Here is an 18,796-nt window from a genome sequence, read left to right on the forward strand (position 1 = left end):
CAAGAGAATGGCAAATGTTGGAAGATTTATTTTTGCATCGCGGAAAATGAGAAATCCCAGCAATTCCAGTCCACACCGGCAATCGGTTGCTGCGGTGCAAAATTTCACCCTATGGTAGATAACCTCGCCTTTTTGCTGTAGAATAAAGGCCGTAAGAAGTGGAGGAAGTTATCATGGACTATGTAAACTTCATTACGTCGATCAATCCGGTGATACTCGCCATCCTGCTGGTGGTTCTTCTCGCCGGCGCCTATAGCCACTGGGTCTCGCACTAATAAAGCGAAAGATACGACGAACCATGACGATGCCGATTTCTATCGGCGATAGGCATGTGGCCGGATGAATGTTATCAAACCCGGAGTTAAAACAACTTCCGGGAAGCGGCATGACGAACGAATTCGCATTCACTGATACGTCTGAAAAGCTCAGCACCACGCTGGAGAAGCTTATAGGCAAGCTGCAGGGCCAGACGATCACGTTGCGCGAACTGATGGAAGCAATCGGCGAACAGGGCCTGTTGCTTATCTGCGCAATTGCGTCACTGCCCTTTCTCATTCCGGTCTCCATTCCCGGCGTCAGCACGGTGTTCGGCGCGGCGATCATCCTCGTCAGTCTCGCAATCACGCTGAACCGCCTGCCATGGCTGCCGGCGAAAATCCTCGACCGGCAGATGGAAACGGCAAAGCTGGTACCGGCGCTTCAAAAAGGTGTCGCCATCGTTTCCAAGCTGGATGGATTTATTCGCCCGCGTATACCGGCGCTCACCACCGGCATTGTCGCCAACAGAATAAACGGTCTGGCGCTGATGACGGCAGGCGTGTTGCTGATGATGCCACTCGGCTTCATTCCCTTTTCCAACACCCTGCCCGGTGTCGCCATCCTGCTTTTATCTGCGGGCATGATTCAAAGAGACGGCGTCACCGTGCTCGGCGGTTATCTGTTTCTCGGCCTGACGGCGATTTATTTCGCAGCGCTTGCCTATGCCGCCTTCTGGGCCGGACAGGGCATCAGCAGCTCGATCGGTGGATAAACCTACTGCCCCCTGTTACGACGGGCCTCGCGGCCGTTCTGCCGCGATGCCCACCAGACCGCGAGCCTTCGCCGCCTGCGACGCACCGCCGGCAGATCGTGCGAAAGTACGACAAGACCGAGCGGAATCATCCAGAAACCGAGAACGGGCAAAAACCCCAACGTTCCGCCAACCACCAGAGCGGAGCCGGTTGCGATCCTGCCAACCCGCGAACGCGGCATGGCAAGGCTCCATTTTCCGACATGGAGGCGACCCGTCTTGTGGTTCATTCCGAATTTCATTCCATCCTGCCCTTCAGCGTCTGGCCTGTGGATAATTTTTTGAACGTCGATAAGCCCGGAAAATCGGGGCTTCAGAGGGATAAAACAAGAGGAATGCGTTTTTTTTGAAAAAACCGCTTGGCAAATCGGAAAAGCATTTGTATTACCCCGCTCACACCGCGCCAAGCAGCGCACGTTCCCTGGTAGCTCAGCGGTAGAGCATTCGACTGTTAATCGACAGGTCGCCGGTTCGAATCCGGCCCGGGGAGCCATTTCTCTCAAAAACGTGTTTTGAAGAGCGAAGTGCAGCTGCATTCGCCCGATCCGGTTCGTGGCATTTTTCGCCCACCTGACCGGCGGGCCTTCCAGTAATCAGCTCTTCTTGACCGCGCGCTTCGTTGCCTTTGCGGCGTTGGTGAGCGCCGGCGGATCGCTGGCCGGGAAACTTTCCTCAAGGCTTTCCGTGAGATCGTCGACTTTGTCCTTGCCCGTCGACTTCTGCTCCTTCTCAAGCGATTTTACCGCCGGGGATTTGGCCTTTGCTGCCGGAGCCTTCTTCGCTGGTGTTTTCTTCGCCGGCGCCTTGTCCGTTGATGTCTTGCCTGCCGAGGTCTTGGCAGCTGCGGATTTTTTCACGCCATTCTTGCCCGTCGTCTTTGCGGCTCCGGCACCGGCGGAGACTTCCCGTTCCGCCTCGCTCCAGTGGCGCTCATGATGCCCGTCAGGTCTGCCTTCCTTCTCCCATATTGCGCGCGCTTTTTCACGGATTGCGGCTTCGCGATCATGGCTCATAACAGGCCTCCCTCTTTGCGTTGCACCGGTTTTGATTGTGCCACTGAAAAAACAGAAAAAGCCAGACTTTGTTCCTCGCAGACCGACTGTGAATGAGCATTTCTTCGAAAAAGGGAACCGTCATGGATGCGGGATCGTTTGCCCCGCGGAAACCCCGCAGGAGAATTACTCAATGAGCACCCCGAAAAAGCCGAAGAACGAACCGCTCGATATTCGCGACGAGGATGTGGCGCGTTTCGAAACCGACAGCGAGCTCAAATCGAAAGACGGTGAGATTTATCCGGATGAGACGATGAGCCTGCGCGCCCGTCGGCAGGCAGCCCGCCAGCATGAGGACGCCTTTATCGTTGCCACCGACCTTGAGGATGATGACCAGCGCGACGCCGCACCCGGCACCAGGGAGCAGCCATAGGCCCCTTGAAACGGATAAGGCGGGTCATGGCCCGCCTTTATAAGAATATATGCTGTGTGGTCTTCAACGGCGAACGGAAACGATGGCCTTGCGGTTGAAATTCGATACCTGCACCCGGCCAGACTGGTTACCGCCGAGGATCTGGGCGGTCTTGCCGCTCATGCTCTTCAGAATTCCGGCGTGATAACCGCGACCGTTGCGGATGACGACGATATCACCGGGCTTGGCCTGGCCAACGGGAACGGCGTAACCGAAAGACGTCCAGGACTTCGCAAATCCGTAGGATTTCGGAGACTGCCGGCCGGCCTTGCTGGCGACGGCATGCAGGAAGAGGCCACACCAGGGGGTGCTGCGGGGATTTGCCCCAAGAATATTCTTCAGGCTCTTATTGTTCTTGGACTCATGCAGCCCGGTGTATTTTTCTGCCTGGTTCAGCATGCCGGCAGAGGCCGGCGCCGCGACTGTAAAAGCCAAGGCAGCGGATAGAATTAACGCGGATACTCTCAAACGTCTCGCCCTTATGTTGGAGGGCGTCCGTGTATTGTGACAATTTAGCGACAATTTGACGAGAAATGGGCAGAAATCAGACGCCTATTCATGCGGCCTGATCTGTCATTGCTTTAAAACAGGCTGCCCTGCGCCTCATCGGCGCGGCTGCGACCGGCATTTTCGAGATCCAGCATGCGCAATTTGGTGGTGGTTCCGCCCGGTGCGGAGAAACCGCCCAGCCGGCCGCCGGCCGCCAGAACGCGGTGGCAGGGAATGATGAGCGGCACCGGATTTTTCGCCATCGCCTGGCCGACGTCGCGGGCCTTTTCCATGCCGAGGCCGAGATCCTTCACGATACCGCCATAGGTCGTCGTGCGGCCCCAGCCGATCTGGCGTGCAACATCGTAGACATCGAGAAAAAACCGCTCCTGCCCGGAGAGATCCAGTTCGACGGGGGTAAAATCGATCGCCTCACCAGTGAAATAGCGGGTGATCATCGCGATCACTTCACGCGTGCGTGTGTCGGGAACCGCAATCGTGGACGATGGAACGCGTTTAAGGAGAAGCTTTTCGGTTTCCCCTGCATCAGCAGCGGGCAATTGCAGACGGGCGATGCCGCGCCCCGCCCATGCAAGGCCGCAATGGCCAAGCGCGGTTGGAAAAACAATATAGCCGTAGTGGTTGGTCATCGCATTCATTCATCCGCTTCGGGCGCACACGATGCCATATCCTGCGTCCGAAACAACCCGTTTCCTGATCTTCAAAAAAAACAAGGCCACCCGGTTCGGCGGGTGGCCTTTTCCATGCCAGTCCTGAAAAACAGCTCAGGATGCGATTTTATTCTGCGTCTCCGCCCTGTCCTCCATCAGGCATTGCGCCTGCCGGCTGGCCGCAACGAAGGCCGTGCGGGCAATTTCACCCGCCACATCACCCATCAGCGAGGCGCGGCACAGACGAAGCGCCTGCTCATGCGCCTTGTCGCCGCGTTCTGGCCATTCGTGCTGCAGAAAATCGAAGGCTTCGTAAACGCCGTTGAAAATTCGGGGCGCACCGTTTTCAAGGGAAATGGTAACGGGCTTTTCCCACTTAACGTCTTTCAGCAACATTGATTGCACTTCCATGCTCTATTAACCCGCGACAAACGCCGGCTCCTCCAGTTGGTTCCCTTCACCTGCCGTTTCAAGAGCGAAAAAATAACCCTCGAGAAACCATGTGCCCCATCTTTCCATTCTAGCCGATTTGCGGAACAAAGCGTTTCAACACTCGTTCAAGCGGAAGTGAACCGGGTTCTTTCATGCCGACAACAGCCTCCCCCGTCATCGTCTGGTTCCGCAGGGATCTGCGCCTTTCGGACAATCTTGCCCTCCTCGCAGCTGTGGATCACGGCGGCCCCATCATCCCCGTCTATGTCAGGGAAAAATCCTCTGGTCCGCTGGGCGGTGCGCAGGAGTGGTGGCTTCACCATTCGCTTGCCGCGCTTTCCGCTGTGCTGGAAAAAACGGGCAGCCGCCTTCTGCTTTTAAGTGGTGATGCCGAAAAGATGCTGCGACAGCTGATATCGGCAACCGGCGCAGACTCGGTATTCTGGAACCGCCGGTATGATCCGGCCGGCATGGCCACGGACAGGGCGTTGAAACAGAAGCTTCGCGACGATGGTCTGACGGTTCGCAGCTTTTCCGGCCATCTTCTGCACGAACCCTCCCGGTTGAAGACGAAATCCGGCGGCCCCTACCGGGTCTATACGCCCTTCTGGCGGGCACTGGAGGGTGGCGAGGAGCCGCATGCCCCGGCGGAGGTGCCAAAGAGCCTCAAAGCACCGAAGACATGGCCGACATCGGAAAAGCTTGATGGCTGGAAGCTGCTGCCCGTCAAGCCGGACTGGGCGAAGCATTTCAGCGATATCTGGGCGCCCGGCGAAGACGGCGCGCAGGAGAAACTCGACGACTTCATCGATGGCGCCCTGAAAGGCTATGAAGAAGGCCGCGATTTTCCGGCAAAGGACGCGACCTCGATGCTCTCGCCGCATCTGGCCTTGGGGGAAATATCGCCCGCCACCGTCTGGCACGCGACGAAGGGGCTTTCCCGCCACATCGCCTCAAACGATATCAGCCGTTTTCGCAAAGAAATCGCCTGGCGGGAATTCTGCTATCACCTGCTGTTTCATTTCCCTGAATTGGACGAGAAGAACTGGAACGACAGTTTCGACGCCTTTGGCTGGCGGGACGATCAGAAGTCCTTCAAAGCCTGGACGCGCGGCATGACGGGCTATCCCATCGTCGATGCCGGCATGCGACAATTGTGGCAGCACGGCACCATGCACAACCGGGTGCGCATGATCGTGGCCTCCTTCCTCATCAAACATCTGCTGATCGACTGGCGGAAAGGCGAGAAATGGTTTCGCGATACGCTTGTCGATGCCGACCCGGCCTCCAACGCCGCCAACTGGCAATGGGTGGCGGGTTCCGGGGCGGATGCCTCGCCATTCTTCCGCATCTTCAACCCCATCCTGCAGGGCGAAAAATTCGACGGTGATGGCGACTATGTACGCCACTTCGTGCCGGAGCTGGAAAAGCTCGAGCGGAAATACATCCACAAGCCGTTCGAAGCGCCGAAAGACGTGTTGAAAAAAGCGGGTATCACGCTTGGTGAGACCTATCCATTGCCAATCGTCGACCATGCAAAGGCGCGGGAAAGAGCGCTTGCGGCCTATGCGGCAGTGAAGAACAACGCATAAAACTGGGTATCGGCAAAATTTTGCGTGGCGAAGCCAAAGCCGGGAAGATAATTTCTTGCCTAAAGGCGGTTGTAACGGGACATAACGGCACCTAATTTCCGCTCAGACAAGAAGGCTCAATCATGACCATTCATCCCTCTGCGCTCAGTGCTATCGGCAACACGCCACTCATCCGTCTGAAAGCCGCTTCTGAAGCGACGGGCTGCGAAATCCTCGGCAAGGCGGAATTCCTCAATCCCGGCCAGTCGGTGAAGGATCGCGCCGCGCTCTACATCATTCGCGACGCCGAGCGGCGCGGGCAGCTGCGCCCGGGCGGCACCATCGTCGAAGGCACGGCGGGCAATACCGGCATTGGCCTGTCGCTGGTCGCCAATGCACTCGGCTACAAGACCGTCATCGTCATTCCCGAGACGCAGAGCCAGGAAAAAAAGGACGCGCTGAAGCTGCTTGGCGCCAAGCTGGTCGAAGTTCCGGCCGCCCCCTATTCCAATCCGAATAATTACGTGAAGGTTTCCGGCCGGCTGGCAAAACAGCTTGCCGCAACCGATGAAAACGGCGCGATCTGGGCCAACCAGTTCGACAATATCGCCAACCGTCAGGCCCATATCGAAACCACTGCTCCCGAAATCTGGGACCAGACAGATGGCAAGGTCGATGGTTTCATATGCTCGGTCGGTTCAGGCGGAACACTGGCGGGCGTGGCCGATGGCCTGCGCGATTTCAACCCTGACATCAAGATCGGCCTTGCCGACCCTGAAGGTGCCGCCCTTTACGAATTCTACAAGCACGGCGTCCTGAAGTCCGAAGGTTCTTCCATCACCGAGGGCATTGGGCAGGGCCGCATCACCGCCAATCTGGAAGGTTTTACGCCGGACTTTTCCTATCGGGTCTCGGATGCGGAAGCGCTGCCGGTGCTGTTCGATCTAGTTACGAAGGAAGGGCTTTGCCTCGGCGGTTCTTCCGGCATCAACATTGCCGGCGCAATCCGCCTTGCCCGCGAGCTTGGTCCGGGGCATACAATCGTGACGATACTATGCGATTACGGCAATCGTTATCAGTCGAAGCTGTTCAATCCGGATTTCCTGCGCTCCAAGGGGCTGCCGATTCCGCAATGGCTGGCGACGAAAAGCGAGATTGCGGTTCCGTACGAAACCGTTTGAGGACATGCCGAAATGCCTGTGAATGCCCTGTTCCGTGACGATTTTTATCTCTCAACCGTAGAAGCAATCGTCACGGCGGTGCATGAGGATGGTGGCATAGAATTCGACCAGACCTGCTTTTATGCCACCTCCGGCGGCCAGCCGGGCGATAGCGGGTTTCTCGAGCGGGCGGATGGTTCGCGCATCGACCTCGGCGTCACCAAGAACGGTGCCGACAAGAGCGTCATCATCCATGTGCCGCTCGGAGGCCAGCCTTCTCCCGACGTTGGCGAGAAGCTGACCCTGCATGTGGACTGGCCACGCCGCTACAAGCTGATGCGCATGCACACGGCCTGCCATCTGCTCTCCGTTGTCTGCCAGTGGCCAATTACCGGCGCTGCCGTCGGCGAGGAGGAATCGCGTGTTGATTTCGACATGTCGGAAACCATCGACAAGGATGAGGTGACTGCGAAGCTGATGGAGCTGGTGAAAGCCAACCATCCCGTCTTCCTGCAATGGATTACCGACGAGGAGTTGGCTGCCAATCCGGGCATCGTCAAATCCAAGAATGTGCGCCCGCCGATGGGCCTTGGCCGCGTCAGCCTCGTCTGCATCGGCGAAAATTCCAGCATCGACAGCCAGCCCTGCGGCGGCACCCATGTTTCCGAAACGCAGGAAGTGGGCGATATTCACATTGCCAAGATAGAAAAGAAGGGCAAGGAGAACAGGCGGTTCCGCATTCGTTTCGGCGCGCCTGAAGCTGTTACCTGAGATCGGGAGAGACATCGTGAGCACGGATAAGAGCCGTTTCGTCGTTTCGGCGGACTGGGTGGAAAAACAGCTTGGCACAGCCCGGTTTCGTCTCGTTGATGCCTCGTGGTATCTGCCGGCGCACAAGCGCAATGGCGCGGAGGAATTCGCGGCCGGCCATCTGCCCGGCGCAGTGTTCTTCGATCAGGACAAGATCGCCGATCACACCACCGGTCTGCCGCACTCGCTGCCCTCGCCGGAATTTTTTGCGCAGGAGGCCGGCGAGCTTGGTCTCAGCGAGAATGATACGATCGTGGTCTATGACGGCCCCGGTTTCTTTTCCGCACCGCGCGTCTGGTGGATGCTGCGGGTGATGGGCGTGCGCAAGGCCTATGTGCTGGATGGCGGCCTTGATGGCTGGAAGCGCGAAGGCCGGCCGCTTGAAACCGGTACGCCGGAGATCGAGCCTGCGACCTTTACGCCTGACTTCAACGAGAAACGCGTGACATCGCTGTCGACCATGCGTGGCATTGTCGATAGCGGCGAAAAACAGATTGCCGATGCCCGCGGCGCGGGGCGCTTCACCGGTGATGAAGCCGAACCACGTGCCGGCATGCGGTCGGGCCATATGCCCGGCGCGCGCAGCCTGCCGGCGACAGCCTTTTCGGAGAACGGCCACTTCAAGGACCTGACCGCGATCCGCAAGATGGTGACTGATGCGGGCATCGATCTTGGAAAGCCGGTGGTGACGAGCTGCGGCTCGGGCGTTACCGCCGCCGTCATCACGCTTGCGCTGGAATCGCTCGGCCATCAGGATAATTCGCTCTATGACGGTTCCTGGTCGGAATGGGGCGGGCTGGAAGACACGCCTGTCGCCACCGGCCCCGCCGAGCCTGTCCCCGTTGTGTCGCATGGGCCTTTGAAGGCGCATGTAACGCAGCTGGAAATGACGTCGCCGCCGAAGGTCAGTCTGCCGATCCCCGTCAACATCCAGACGGCACTGATGCGGGTCACCGATATTCCCCTGCACTTCTATCGCTATCTTTACTGGCGGGTGGGGAAACGCTGGCATTGGCAGAAGCGCATGCGCATGAGCGATGCGGAGCTGTCAGCCGTCCTCAAGGACCCGAAGAACAGCGTTACGGTTCTTTATATGAACGGTGCGCCTGCCGGTTTCTTCGAGTTGCACAAGGCGAGCGACGAGGTGACCGAGCTTTCCTATTTCGGCCTGCTCGAAGAGGCGATTGGCGCTGGCGTCGGCAAATGGTTCCTGTTGCAGGCGCTTTACGCGGCCTGGCAGGATAATCCGAAACGGGTGACTGTCACGACCAATACGCTCGATCATCCGCGTGCGTTGCAACTTTACCAGATGATGGGCTTCTCGCCCGTCGGCACCTATGAGGCCTGGGTGGAGCCGCTGTCCGATACCGAGCTTCTGGAAATTTCGCTGCGTAATTGAGTAGCGCCATTGAGAGCAACGCGTGCCATTCGCCGATAGGGAGTGTCTGGTTCCCACTGCCTCATTCCTGTGCTCGTCACAGGAATCCAGTCAGCCCAAGTCCTTGCGCTGAAAAGGACTCTCTCGCCGCGCAGACGCGCATCGGCTGGATTCCTGTGACAAGCACAGGAATGAGGGAGTGAGGGAAATGTCAGCGCAGGAACTGCTGCGCAATGTTGGTGGGGATACCTTTAACGGCGCAGCATTCATGCCCGGTCGATAATCAGATGGGTAGCACCCTCGCCCGCCACCGTTCCTGTGCAGCGATAGCCAAGTGCCGGCAAGTCCAGCCCTTCGAACAGATTTTCGCCCTTGCCGAGAAACACCGGCGCGAGCGCCAGATGCAATTCATCGATCATGCCTTTGGCCATATATTGCCGGATGGTGGAAACGCCGCCGCCGATGCGGACATCCTTGCCATTCGCTGCCACAAGCGCGCCATCGAGGGCCGCCTCGATGCCGTTGGTAACAAAATGGAATACCGTGCCGCCTTTCATGGTAAGGGACGGGCGCGCATGGTGCGTCAGTACGAAAACCGGGACGTGATAAGGCGGTTCCTCGCCCCACCAGCCTTTCCAGCTTTCATCCGGCCATGCGCCGCGGATGGGACCGAACATGTTGCGGCCTAAAATCCATGCGCCGATATTTTCGAAGCTCTTTTCGGAAAAATCCTCATCCGTGCCTGTCGAGCCGCCTTCCTTGCCGAACATGCGATGAAAGGTGCGGGTCTTGAAGGCCCATTGATGCAGCTCTTCGCCGTTCACGCCCAGTGGGTTCTGCAGGCTCTGGTCCAGCCCCGCGCCATATCCATCAAGCGAAATGGAGAAATTGCGAACGACAACCTTGGGCATGGCACTTTCCTCCCGTTCAGGAGGCCAGATCGCCAGCGTCAGGCAATCGACCTCAGATTTCCCGTTCCAGATTGACCGCTGTGGGGATTTGCCCGCCGGCGGCGCCCTTGTCTTCCGTGACGGTGTTCAGCAGATGATCGGCAATCAGCTCCGCCTGGAATTTACCAAGCTCATAACAATAGGTGATCTCACGCTTTTCAGCCGACCAGTAAACATCAGGACGGCCGCAGGTCCTGGCCGTGAGCTTGACGTCACCCTTCAGACCGTAAGCGCCGAAACTGCGACTGATGAGATCGAGAACCTTCGATTCCCTGATCATGATGGCATAGGGTTCAAGCTCGGGATCGCGTGGCGGCATGTAGCTGACGGTGAATTTGGACGGCGTCTGGCTGCGATGCGGGCTCAGAAAATTCTCCCAGGCCGAAGCGACACGCGGATAGGCGGCAGCGCATTTGTCGAATTCGGCATTGTCCAGACCCATCATGGCGGCCAGATCGCCATAACCATCCTTGTCGCGGCCGACCATCAGGCAGGCCATGTTGCGATCACGGCTTTTGTCGGGAATGAGCGCGGAAAAGACTGGTGCTTCGTGCTCTGGCAAGGTTTCCGCCTCGCGTCCCAGATACCAGCTGTCGGTGGCGTTGACGAGCGCGGTATCGAGCCATTCCTCATTGGCCTGAAGAATGAGCGTGCCCGCCAGCTGGTCCGCCGGGGCCTGCGCACTACCGGTCTCCACCGTTCCGAAATCCGAAATCAGCATGCGCGCGCCTTCGTGATACAGCGAGAAGATGGCGTTGCCGATGACGAAGTTGACCGCCTGCTGCAGCTGGTCGTCGGACAGGCCATCGAGACCGGCGGCAGTCTGTGCCTGGGCCGGGGCCGTCAACGAAACGAAAGCCAGCGGAATGGCGGCCAGAAAACGACGCAACATAAAATCAGACCTTCCGGGAACGAGGAGCGTCACTGATTCCCGATGCAAACGAGTCATGCAATGGGCTGGTTGCATCACCTGGCAAGAATCGGGTGGATAGCACTCTGTTTGGAGATCATAGCTGCAAAGAAGCAACGCCGATCCAAACCAGAAAGAACCCGCCATGACCGATCTCGTCTTTATTGCAATGCCGGCTAAGGAAGCCGAAGCCTTCCGGGCAGGCGCTGCCGACGCCTATGGCAATCCGCCCGAACGGCGCTTTTCTCCCGGAGGCATGCCCTGCCGCCACTGTCTTTCCCAGATTGGTGAAGGCGAAGGCATGCTGATCCTTGCCTACAGGCCGTTTCCGTCGCTGCAGCCCTATGCGGAGACGGGACCTGTGTTTCTGCATGCCGAAGCCTGCGAGCGCTATCCGCAAACGGAGACCGTTCCGCCGATGCTCAACAGCCCGGATTACATCGTGCGCGGATATGGCGCCGACAACCGCATCGTTTACGGTACAGGCGCTGTAACGGCGACGAACGAGATCACGTCTCGCGCACGACATCTTCTGGAGCGCACAGACGTTGCTTATGTGCATGTCCGTTCCGCCCGCAACAATTGTTATCAGTGCCGTATCGCCAAAGCATAATCACAGCATTGTCTAGAATTTTAACCGAACAACTAAACCGGTCTCAAACTTTTGCAGCCTATGGTGCTCCTGTCGGAAACAATTGATTTGAGCAGCAAAATGGCAAACAACCTCAATATGGCGACCCGCACCGCGCCGCGCAGCAAGACCAGGATTTTTGCGACCGTGCACTACTTCAGCCAGTCGACCAGAGCCCGTGTCCTTGATCTCTCGGCCACGGGCATGGCGCTGGAGCTGGACGGACCTTTCGCTGCCGCCAAGGGCAGCCGGGTCAAGGTGCAGAGCGAGGATCTGGGCTTCATCGAAGGCGTTGTGCAATGGCAGCACCAGAACCGCCTTGGCCTGCAGCTGAAGCTTTCCACCAACACGCTGGCGCAGCTCTCGTCCTATTTCCGCTTCTTCCATGAAGAAGTGAAGCCGACGCTCGCCCGCTGAGTTGCTTTTCCCCAAAGCCGGAATGGGCTGCCCGGACGAGGCACCTTTTCCGATGTGGAAGCGTGCGCATCACGCTCCAATGACAAAAAATTTATCAAACGGTTGAAAACGGGCCTATCTGTCACCGGCTTGTCATTTTGGTGATGGACTCCTCGGCGATTGCTTCTACCCTGTCCGCTTCTCAAGACAGAGCAAGCTTCATCCGAAGGAGTTCCCATGTCGCCGCTTCTCGCTCTCCACCCCATTACCCGCCGTTCGCTGCTCGGCGGCATTGCGGCCTCTTCGGCGCTGGTGCTGCTGCACCCCTTCGCCGCCCGTGCGGCCGCCAATCAGGCGCATCTGCGCATCATGGAAACGACTGATATCCACGTTCACGTCTTTCCCTATGATTATTACGCCGACAAGCCGAACGACACGATGGGTCTGGCGCGCACTGCCTCGATCATCGGCGCCATCCGCGCGGAGGCCGGAAACTCGATGCTGGTGGATAATGGCGACTTCCTGCAGGGCAACCCGCTCGGCGACTACATCGCCTATGAGCGCGGCATGAAGGCCGGCGACAAGCATCCCGTGATCAATGCCATGAACGTGCTGGGTTATGATTGCGGCACGCTCGGCAACCACGAGTTCAATTACGGTCTCGACTATATGTCGAACACGCTGGCCGGCGCCGGCTTTCCCTTCGTCTGCGCCAACCTCACCAAGGGTCAGCTGGCGTCTGATCCCAAGCAGGACGATCTGTTCTTCAAGCCCTATATCATTCTTGAAAAACAGATCCGCGACGGCGGCGGCGTCATCAGCCCGGTCAAGGTCGGCATCATCGGTTTCGTGCCACCACAGATCATGATGTGGGATTCCAAGAACCTTGAAGGCAAGGCGCAGACGCGCGACATCGTCGAAGCCGCCAAGGCCTGGGTTCCGGCCATGAAGGAAGAAGGGGCCGATATCGTCATTGCGCTTTCTCATTCCGGCATCGATGGCAAGGGCCAGAGCGACCGCATGGAGAACGCCTCGCTTTATCTGGCGGGCGTCGAAGGCATTGACGCCATCTTCACCGGCCACCAGCATCTCGTTTTCCCCGGTCCGAAGACCTGGGACGGTATCGAGGGTGTTGATGCGGTCAAGGGCACGCTCCTGGGCAAGCCGGCGGTCATGGCCGGTTTCTGGGGCTCGCATATGGGCCTCATCGACCTGCTGCTCGAAAAAGACGGCAAGAGCTGGAAGATCGTCGACTTCACCTCCGAAGCACGGCCGATCTATCACCGCGACGAAAACCGCAAGATCGTTGCCGACTTCACGGACAAGCCTGAAGTCATCGCCGCCGCCAAGGCTGATCACGAGGCAGCCCTCGCCTATGTGCGCCGCCCGGTCGGCAAGACCTCCGCGCCGCTTTATTCCTATTTCGCGCTGGTGGCTGACGATCCTTCCGTGCAGATCGTCTCCAACGCCCAGACCTGGTACATCAAGGACATGCTGAAGGAAGGGGAATATAAGGACCTGCCCGTGCTTTCGGCAGCAGCGCCCTTCAAGTCCGGCGGTCGCGGCGGCGCGGATTATTATACCGATGTCCCCGCCGGTGACATTGCCATCAAGAATGTCGCGGACCTCTATCTCTACCCCAATACGGTGCAGGCGGTGCTGATCAATGGCGCGCAGGTGAAGAACTGGCTGGAAATGTCGGCGGGCATGTTCAACACGGTCGAGGCCGGCGCCAAGGATGCACCGCTGCTGAACGCCGATTTCCCGTCCTATAATTTCGACGTCATCGACGGTGTCACCTATCAGATCGACATTTCCAAGCCGGCGAAGTTCGACAAGGACGGCAAGGCGGTCAATCCCGACAGCAACCGCATCGTCAACCTTCAGTTCAATGGCAAACCGATCGATCCCGAGCAGAAATTCGTGGTGGCCACCAATAATTACCGCGCCGGCGGTGGTGGCAAGTTCCCTGACATCGCTGCCGACAAGGTTATCTTCGTGGCGCCCGACACCAACCGCGACGTGATCGTCCGCTATATCGTCGATCAGGGCACCATCAATCCGTCCGCGGATGCCAACTGGTCCTTCGCGCCGGTGGCCAATACCTCGGCAATCTTCGAGACGGGTCCAAAAGGCCGCCATTACGCCGCCGAGATCAAGGGCGCAAAGATCGAAGATGCCGGCGACGGCGCGGAAGGCTTCGCAAAGTTCCGTCTGGTTCTTTGAGGGCTTCGGCCCTCCCGGCGAAACATCGCCGGGAGGGCCGACTTATTCACGACGTCTCCATCAGCTCAACGTCATCCTCGGGCTCGACCCGAGTATCCATCGGCTCCCGTGGGTGTGGATCCTCGGGTCGAGCCCGAGGATGACGTCGAGTGTGATGAAGACTAGTCGCCCCATTGCTGACTATTTCTCAATTACGCCCACCCACAGCGCGCAACAGCAGCGGCAGCTCCATCGGCGGCTTCTGCTCGATGCGTTGGTAATCGCTACCATCGCGGTTGCGGCGGATGAGCTTCAGGCCGACCATGTCGCGACGCAACATCGCGGCATCGCCAAACAGATGCAGATCATTCAGGAAGCTACTAAATTCCCGTTCGGAAAAACTACGCCCGGCGGGAATTTTCGCCCATAGGTACCAGAGGCACAGTTCCTGCTGGGAGCGACGGGCAGGCCATTGCATCAGCCTGCCGGCGACATCAAAAATCCGCGCAGTCTTCAGCACCCTGCCCTCATTGGCAGCCGGCATTATCTGCGGCAACGGAGGGCTACTTTCAGCGGATGATGTGCGTGCGGCGCGCAGATGCTGGAAATTGCGGAACCCGGCGGCCCGGCTGAGAAGATTGAGCATCTCCACATGGCTTGGCTGGCTCTCCAGCCTGCCGATCTGTTCGCGAACGGATTTGGCAAAGGTCGAGAGGTCGGCGATATCAATGGAAAGGATCGAACGTGGCATGACTTATCCTCACGTGCCATTCCGAAGAGGTGTCGCTGATCGCCGGCTTCCGACAAGGCACGGGATAAGTGCTGTCAATTATTCGAGATGCAGGTTTAGCTTCCCTTGCGGGACGGCGATGCCTCGGTGAACTGCTGACCGTGGTTTACGTATAGGCAGACCGTTCGTTGCCGTCAATTGGCCCTATCGTGGTGTAACGCGAGGTTGCCGCCCGTTTCTTCTCCCCGGCGGGGAGAAGGTGGCCCGAAGGGTCGGATGAGGGGGCAACGCCAGCGATAGACCGCACCCTTTCCCCCCATGACCCCGCTGCCGCGACCTTCTCCCCGGCGGGGAGAAGAAGCTCGCGGCACCCGCTCGCTCCACATGCAATAGTCAATGTCACTCTGCGGCGACAGCAATATTCCTCTGCTTGTTCGCTTCCAGCATCCCACTGAAATCCTTGTGGTTCGGGCAGGCCGACAGGCGCTGCTGGAACGCCTCGGCGAGCCACTGACCTGCAGGACCTGCGGGTGAATCCACCCGCCGCAGTGCAAAGAGCGGATATTCGCCCTGTTCATAGGCTTCGAGTTCAAGAGCCTTCAGGCTGCCATTGGTCAGGTCGTTGCGGACGATTGATGCGGGCAGGCCGCCCCAGCCCAGACCTCCCTTGATCAGCTGGTATTTCGTGGCGATATCGCTCACCCGCCATGTCTTGTAGGAGAGCACATTAAAATCGCGTCCTTTCGTGAGGCCGGAGGCATCGGTGACGACGAGCTGGACCTCCTCACGCACATCCGCCAGGGTCAGCGGTCGCTCGATCTGCGCCAGCGGATGATCCGCAGCGACGACCGGCAGCATGAAGGAATGGCCGACTTTTTCGACGACGAGTTCATCATCCTGGCGCATCAGCGCCCCGCCGATGCCGATGCCCGCCTTGCGGGAGAGCACCATCTCCATCACCATACCCAGCTCACCGACATTGAGGCTGAGGGTGACGGTGGGGAACTGCTGGCGAAAATCCCGCAGCACCGCGACGACAGCCTCTGCCGGCACCATGGTGCTAATGGCAACAGAAAGCTCCGCCTCAAGCCCCTGCTTCAGCCCCTTGGCACGGGCGCGCATTTCCTGCAGGCCGGCGACAATGCGCCTTGCATCCTCCAGCATGGCACGGCCCTCATCCGTCAGCTTCGGCTGGCGCACGCCGCTGCGCTCGAACAGGGTGACTTCCAGCTGGGCCTCGAGATTGGCGATGGTGTAGCTGACCACCGACTGGGCGCGATTAAGCGCCCGCGACGCGGCGGAGAAACTGCCGGTCTCGGCAACGGTCAAAAATACCTGCAACTGGTCGAGTGTGGGGTTCGCGTCCATGTCCCATCCATTTCATCGATAGATTACTTCCACATTATCACAGTTTTCTTGATGGCCGTAATTTTTCATATAGGGGCCACGAAAGCGCCCGTAGCTGTTTCACGCCCTCCCAAGGCACCCCGTCAAACCCATTGCATGCAAGGAAAAGACCATGTCCAACATTCTGCTCATCACCTCCAGCCCGCGTGGCGACGAATCGGTTTCGAACAAGTTTTCCGGTGAACTCGCGAACAAGCTGAAGGCCAAGTCGGCGGCGAATACCCTTGTCCACCGCGATCTCGCCGCCGATCCCATTCCGCACCTCGACACCGTCAAGACGGCTGCAATCCGCAAGCCGGCCGACCAGCGCACCGCTGAAGAAGCGGTTGCAGCTGAATATTCCGACAAGCTGGTTGCCGAGCTTATGGCTGCCGACACCGTCGTCATCGGCACCGGCCTCATCAACTTCAACATCTATTCCGGCCTGAAGTCGTGGATCGACAATGTCGCCCGCGCCGGCCAGACCTTCCGCTACACCGAAACCGGTCCGGAAGGCCTCGCCAAGGGCAAGAAGGTCTATATCGTGCTTGCCGCTGCCGGCGTTTATTCCGAAGGCCCTGCCGTATCGATGAACCATGCCGTTCCTTACCTCAAGACCGTTCTCGGTTTCATGGGCATGACCGACGTGGAAGTGATCTATGTCGAAGGTCTGGCATTCGGCCCGGAAGCCGTCGAGAAAGCCATTGCCGCCGCCGGCGCGAAGGTTGCCGAACTGGCACAGGCCGCCTGAGGCATAGAGAATGGCAGGCTGATGCCGGCAGGATGCCGGTCTCAGCCGACCCACATTCCAAAACGGCCGTGGACCTGATCCCGGCCGTTATTTTTTGCCGCATACAGCCGCGCATCGGCTTCCGATAAAAGCGCGCGGAAAAGCTGCCCGTCCTCAAAGGCCGTGGCGACGCCAATGCTGACCGTCAGCGGCGAACCGTCAGGGCGGCGCAGATCCGCCAGGATCGCCACCCGCAGCCCCGCGGAAAAGGCTAGCGCCGCCTCATGTGCCATTGCCGGCAGGAGTGCCACGAATTCCTCGCCACCGAAGCGGTATAGATGTCCATGCGGCTGTACGCTGCGTTTCAGCACGGCGGCGAAGTCCCGCAATATCTCGTCGCCCTGCAGGTGGCCGAAAGTATCGTTGACGGTCTTGAAATGATCGATATCGACGATCAGCACGCTGACCGGCCGCTGTTTCTCCAGGCACTCCACGACGACCGAGGGCGCATCGAGTTCCATGCGGGCGCGGTCCGACACGCCAGTCAGCATGTCGCGACCCGAGCGGGACAGAAGCTCCTCGTAGCGTTCCCTGAAAGTGAGGTCGTTGAAGACATCGGCAACGCTGCGGCGTGTCAGGAAACGCCCCTTGGTCGATGTCAGACCGAGATAGAGGGCGAACAAGACCGAATAGATGCCAACCGCAGCCATCTTCGCCTTCCAGCCATCGTAGAAGACATTGACCGGCGCATCGAACAAATATCGCAACGCCCCGTAAAAAGCCGCCTGATCGAAGCTTAAGATGACGACGCCGCAGATCGCGAAGCGCAGCACGATGTGGCGCTGCAAATACCGCCCCAGCTTTTCGTAAAGCAGGATGATGGCGATGGCATCGACATAAAGAATGCTGGTGCCCCAGACCATCAGCACGCCCATCTCATCAAGAAAGCCGGTATCGACCGACTGCCCGGGGACGATCGCCACCGTCTGATGAAACCGGATGATCTGCGCCATGATGACGGTCAATATATTGCCGAGCAGCAGGCCGTAGATCGGCTGGCGCACGACCGCCGCATCCTCGCGCATATAAAGCATGAGGATCATCATCAATTTGCCGGCAAAAAGGATGGAGGAACCCGGCGAGGCCACGCCGAAAGGCAGGCCGACATAAAAGACGGCGGCCAGATAGGTTTCCATGAAATGCATGACACCCAGCGCGGTGAGAAAAACACCGATGCCGAGAATATGCCGGTAATGAAGGAATGCCGTCATTACCGAAAAATAGACGATGGCCTCCGTAAGGAAGAGGGCCAGATTTGCCCATTGCATCGGCACACGCCCTATCGATCCACATCACGCCGGTCTATCGGCGCAACTCCATGCCCTTCAAGGACGATAGGCCTAAGCAACCAACGGAATCTTAATTTGGAGAGTAAGAAAACGTCATCATTTTCCTGGGAAAAGCGATGAACCGTTCTGGTCGATGATCAGCTTCGCCTTGCGGATCGTGAACTCCACCGCATCATCCATGCTGCTGAAGACATCGGCGCGCACGAATTCATGCACCAGCACTTCCTCGCCAGCCTTTTTCTCGATGCGGCCGGCCAAGCGGAACTGGCCGCCTTCCTTCAATGGCGTCGCATAGATCAGATAGTCGCCATGCGCATGCGGCTCCACCTGCGCCGTCTTCTGCGGTGCGTCGGACGACTGGCCGGAACCGAAGGCCGAAAGGATTTTGGAAAAAAACGATGCCATGGTTTTCACTCCCTGATCTATCTCGCATTTGAAGAGCGGATATGCTCCGCCCTTCCCTGT

The 18,796-nt window shown here is 58.6% G+C and carries 21 protein-coding genes and 1 tRNA gene; 11 read left to right on the forward strand and 11 right to left on the reverse strand.

What is annotated here, in order from left to right; translation table 11 throughout:
* Positions 1-385: 385 nt before the first annotated feature.
* Positions 386-1,030, forward strand: a complete 645-nt coding sequence (locus tag M0412_RS06630) for an exopolysaccharide biosynthesis protein (protein WP_269698120.1) — start codon at positions 386-388, stop codon at positions 1,028-1,030.
* Between the two features lie 2 nt (positions 1,031-1,032).
* Here the strand turns inward: M0412_RS06630 and M0412_RS06635 are convergent, their stop codons facing one another.
* The gene (locus tag M0412_RS06635; RefSeq protein ID WP_142839582.1) at positions 1,033-1,311 is read right to left on the reverse strand and encodes a hypothetical protein; all 279 of its coding nucleotides are present in this window, start codon (positions 1,309-1,311) and stop codon (positions 1,033-1,035) included.
* A 176-nt stretch (positions 1,312-1,487) separates the two neighbouring features.
* Between M0412_RS06635 and M0412_RS06640 the strand changes: the two genes are divergently transcribed.
* A tRNA-Asn gene (locus M0412_RS06640) sits at positions 1,488-1,562 on the forward strand.
* Between the two features lie 100 nt (positions 1,563-1,662).
* Here M0412_RS06640 and M0412_RS06645 read toward each other — a convergent pair.
* The gene (locus M0412_RS06645) at positions 1,663-2,082 is read right to left on the reverse strand and encodes a DUF2934 domain-containing protein (protein WP_269698121.1); all 420 of its coding nucleotides are present in this window, start codon (positions 2,080-2,082) and stop codon (positions 1,663-1,665) included.
* A gap of 172 nt (positions 2,083-2,254) precedes the next feature.
* Between M0412_RS06645 and M0412_RS06650 the strand changes: the two genes are divergently transcribed.
* Positions 2,255-2,494, forward strand: a complete 240-nt coding sequence (locus M0412_RS06650; RefSeq protein ID WP_269698123.1) for a hypothetical protein — start codon at positions 2,255-2,257, stop codon at positions 2,492-2,494.
* A gap of 63 nt (positions 2,495-2,557) precedes the next feature.
* Here the strand turns inward: M0412_RS06650 and M0412_RS06655 are convergent, their stop codons facing one another.
* From M0412_RS06655 to M0412_RS06665, 3 genes are all read right to left on the reverse strand, one after another.
* Entirely contained in the window at positions 2,558-3,001 is a 444-nt protein-coding gene (locus M0412_RS06655) for a TIGR02594 family protein (RefSeq protein WP_142839579.1), read from the reverse strand.
* A 113-nt stretch (positions 3,002-3,114) separates the two neighbouring features.
* Positions 3,115-3,672, reverse strand: a complete 558-nt coding sequence (locus M0412_RS06660; RefSeq protein ID WP_269698827.1) for a methylated-DNA--[protein]-cysteine S-methyltransferase — start codon at positions 3,670-3,672, stop codon at positions 3,115-3,117.
* A 135-nt stretch (positions 3,673-3,807) separates the two neighbouring features.
* Positions 3,808-4,089: a DUF982 domain-containing protein gene (locus M0412_RS06665; RefSeq protein ID WP_046798901.1), complete on the reverse strand. Its 282-nt coding sequence runs from the start codon at positions 4,087-4,089 to the stop codon at positions 3,808-3,810.
* 188 nt (positions 4,090-4,277) lie between these two features.
* Between M0412_RS06665 and M0412_RS06670 the strand changes: the two genes are divergently transcribed.
* The 4 genes from M0412_RS06670 (at position 4,278) to sseA (ending at position 9,065) form a co-directional block, all read left to right on the forward strand.
* Positions 4,278-5,717, forward strand: a complete 1,440-nt coding sequence (locus M0412_RS06670) for a deoxyribodipyrimidine photo-lyase (RefSeq protein ID WP_269698125.1) — start codon at positions 4,278-4,280, stop codon at positions 5,715-5,717.
* Between the two features lie 122 nt (positions 5,718-5,839).
* Complete coding sequence (locus tag M0412_RS06675) at positions 5,840-6,877, forward strand: cysteine synthase A (protein WP_269698126.1); 1,038 nt, start codon at positions 5,840-5,842, stop codon at positions 6,875-6,877.
* Positions 6,878-6,889: 12 nt separating this feature from the next.
* Positions 6,890-7,627: an alanyl-tRNA editing protein gene (locus M0412_RS06680; RefSeq protein ID WP_269698128.1), complete on the forward strand. Its 738-nt coding sequence runs from the start codon at positions 6,890-6,892 to the stop codon at positions 7,625-7,627.
* 16 nt (positions 7,628-7,643) lie between these two features.
* A complete protein-coding gene (gene sseA / locus M0412_RS06685; RefSeq protein WP_269698129.1) occupies positions 7,644-9,065 on the forward strand; it encodes a 3-mercaptopyruvate sulfurtransferase in 1,422 nt (473 codons plus the stop codon).
* Positions 9,066-9,310: 245 nt separating this feature from the next.
* Here the strand turns inward: sseA and M0412_RS06690 are convergent, their stop codons facing one another.
* A complete protein-coding gene (locus M0412_RS06690; protein WP_269698130.1) occupies positions 9,311-9,955 on the reverse strand; it encodes a dihydrofolate reductase family protein in 645 nt (214 codons plus the stop codon).
* 52 nt (positions 9,956-10,007) lie between these two features.
* Positions 10,008-10,886 carry a DUF4344 domain-containing metallopeptidase gene (locus M0412_RS06695; RefSeq protein ID WP_269698132.1) on the reverse strand — a complete coding sequence of 293 codons (879 nt, stop codon included), beginning with the start codon at positions 10,884-10,886 and terminating at the stop codon, positions 10,008-10,010.
* 163 nt (positions 10,887-11,049) lie between these two features.
* On the opposite strand from M0412_RS06695, the gene M0412_RS06700 reads away from it, so the two are divergent.
* The 3 genes from M0412_RS06700 to M0412_RS06710 all read left to right on the forward strand — a co-directional run bounded on the left by M0412_RS06700 (position 11,050) and on the right by M0412_RS06710 (position 14,157).
* On the forward strand, positions 11,050-11,517 hold the full coding sequence (locus M0412_RS06700) for a DUF1203 domain-containing protein (protein ID WP_142839572.1): 468 nt from the start codon (positions 11,050-11,052) through the stop codon (positions 11,515-11,517).
* Between the two features lie 99 nt (positions 11,518-11,616).
* The gene (locus tag M0412_RS06705) at positions 11,617-11,952 is read left to right on the forward strand and encodes a PilZ domain-containing protein (protein WP_046798894.1); all 336 of its coding nucleotides are present in this window, start codon (positions 11,617-11,619) and stop codon (positions 11,950-11,952) included.
* Between the two features lie 216 nt (positions 11,953-12,168).
* Positions 12,169-14,157, forward strand: a complete 1,989-nt coding sequence (locus M0412_RS06710; RefSeq protein ID WP_269698137.1) for a bifunctional 2',3'-cyclic-nucleotide 2'-phosphodiesterase/3'-nucleotidase — start codon at positions 12,169-12,171, stop codon at positions 14,155-14,157.
* Positions 14,158-14,344: 187 nt separating this feature from the next.
* Here M0412_RS06710 and M0412_RS06715 read toward each other — a convergent pair whose 3' ends face one another.
* Positions 14,345-14,887, reverse strand: coding sequence for a DUF2087 domain-containing protein (locus M0412_RS06715; RefSeq protein WP_269698139.1), 543 nt, complete (start codon positions 14,885-14,887; stop codon positions 14,345-14,347).
* Between the two features lie 378 nt (positions 14,888-15,265).
* A complete protein-coding gene (locus M0412_RS06720; protein ID WP_142839569.1) occupies positions 15,266-16,234 on the reverse strand; it encodes a LysR family transcriptional regulator in 969 nt (322 codons plus the stop codon).
* A gap of 151 nt (positions 16,235-16,385) precedes the next feature.
* Between M0412_RS06720 and M0412_RS06725 the strand changes: the two genes are divergently transcribed.
* Positions 16,386-17,003 (forward strand): FMN-dependent NADH-azoreductase, encoded by a 618-nt coding sequence (locus M0412_RS06725; protein ID WP_142839568.1) that lies wholly within the window; start codon positions 16,386-16,388, stop codon positions 17,001-17,003.
* A gap of 41 nt (positions 17,004-17,044) precedes the next feature.
* Here the strand turns inward: M0412_RS06725 and M0412_RS06730 are convergent, their stop codons facing one another.
* Positions 17,045-18,310, reverse strand: a complete 1,266-nt coding sequence (locus M0412_RS06730; protein WP_142839567.1) for a diguanylate cyclase — start codon at positions 18,308-18,310, stop codon at positions 17,045-17,047.
* A 117-nt stretch (positions 18,311-18,427) separates the two neighbouring features.
* Positions 18,428-18,736 carry an HlyU family transcriptional regulator gene (locus M0412_RS06735; RefSeq protein WP_142839566.1) on the reverse strand — a complete coding sequence of 103 codons (309 nt, stop codon included), beginning with the start codon at positions 18,734-18,736 and terminating at the stop codon, positions 18,428-18,430.
* Positions 18,737-18,796: the final 60 nt, after the last annotated feature.

It is taken from the genome of Agrobacterium sp. O3.4, assembly GCF_041414895.1.
In the GTDB taxonomy this organism is placed as follows: domain Bacteria; phylum Pseudomonadota; class Alphaproteobacteria; order Rhizobiales; family Rhizobiaceae; genus Agrobacterium; species Agrobacterium cucumeris.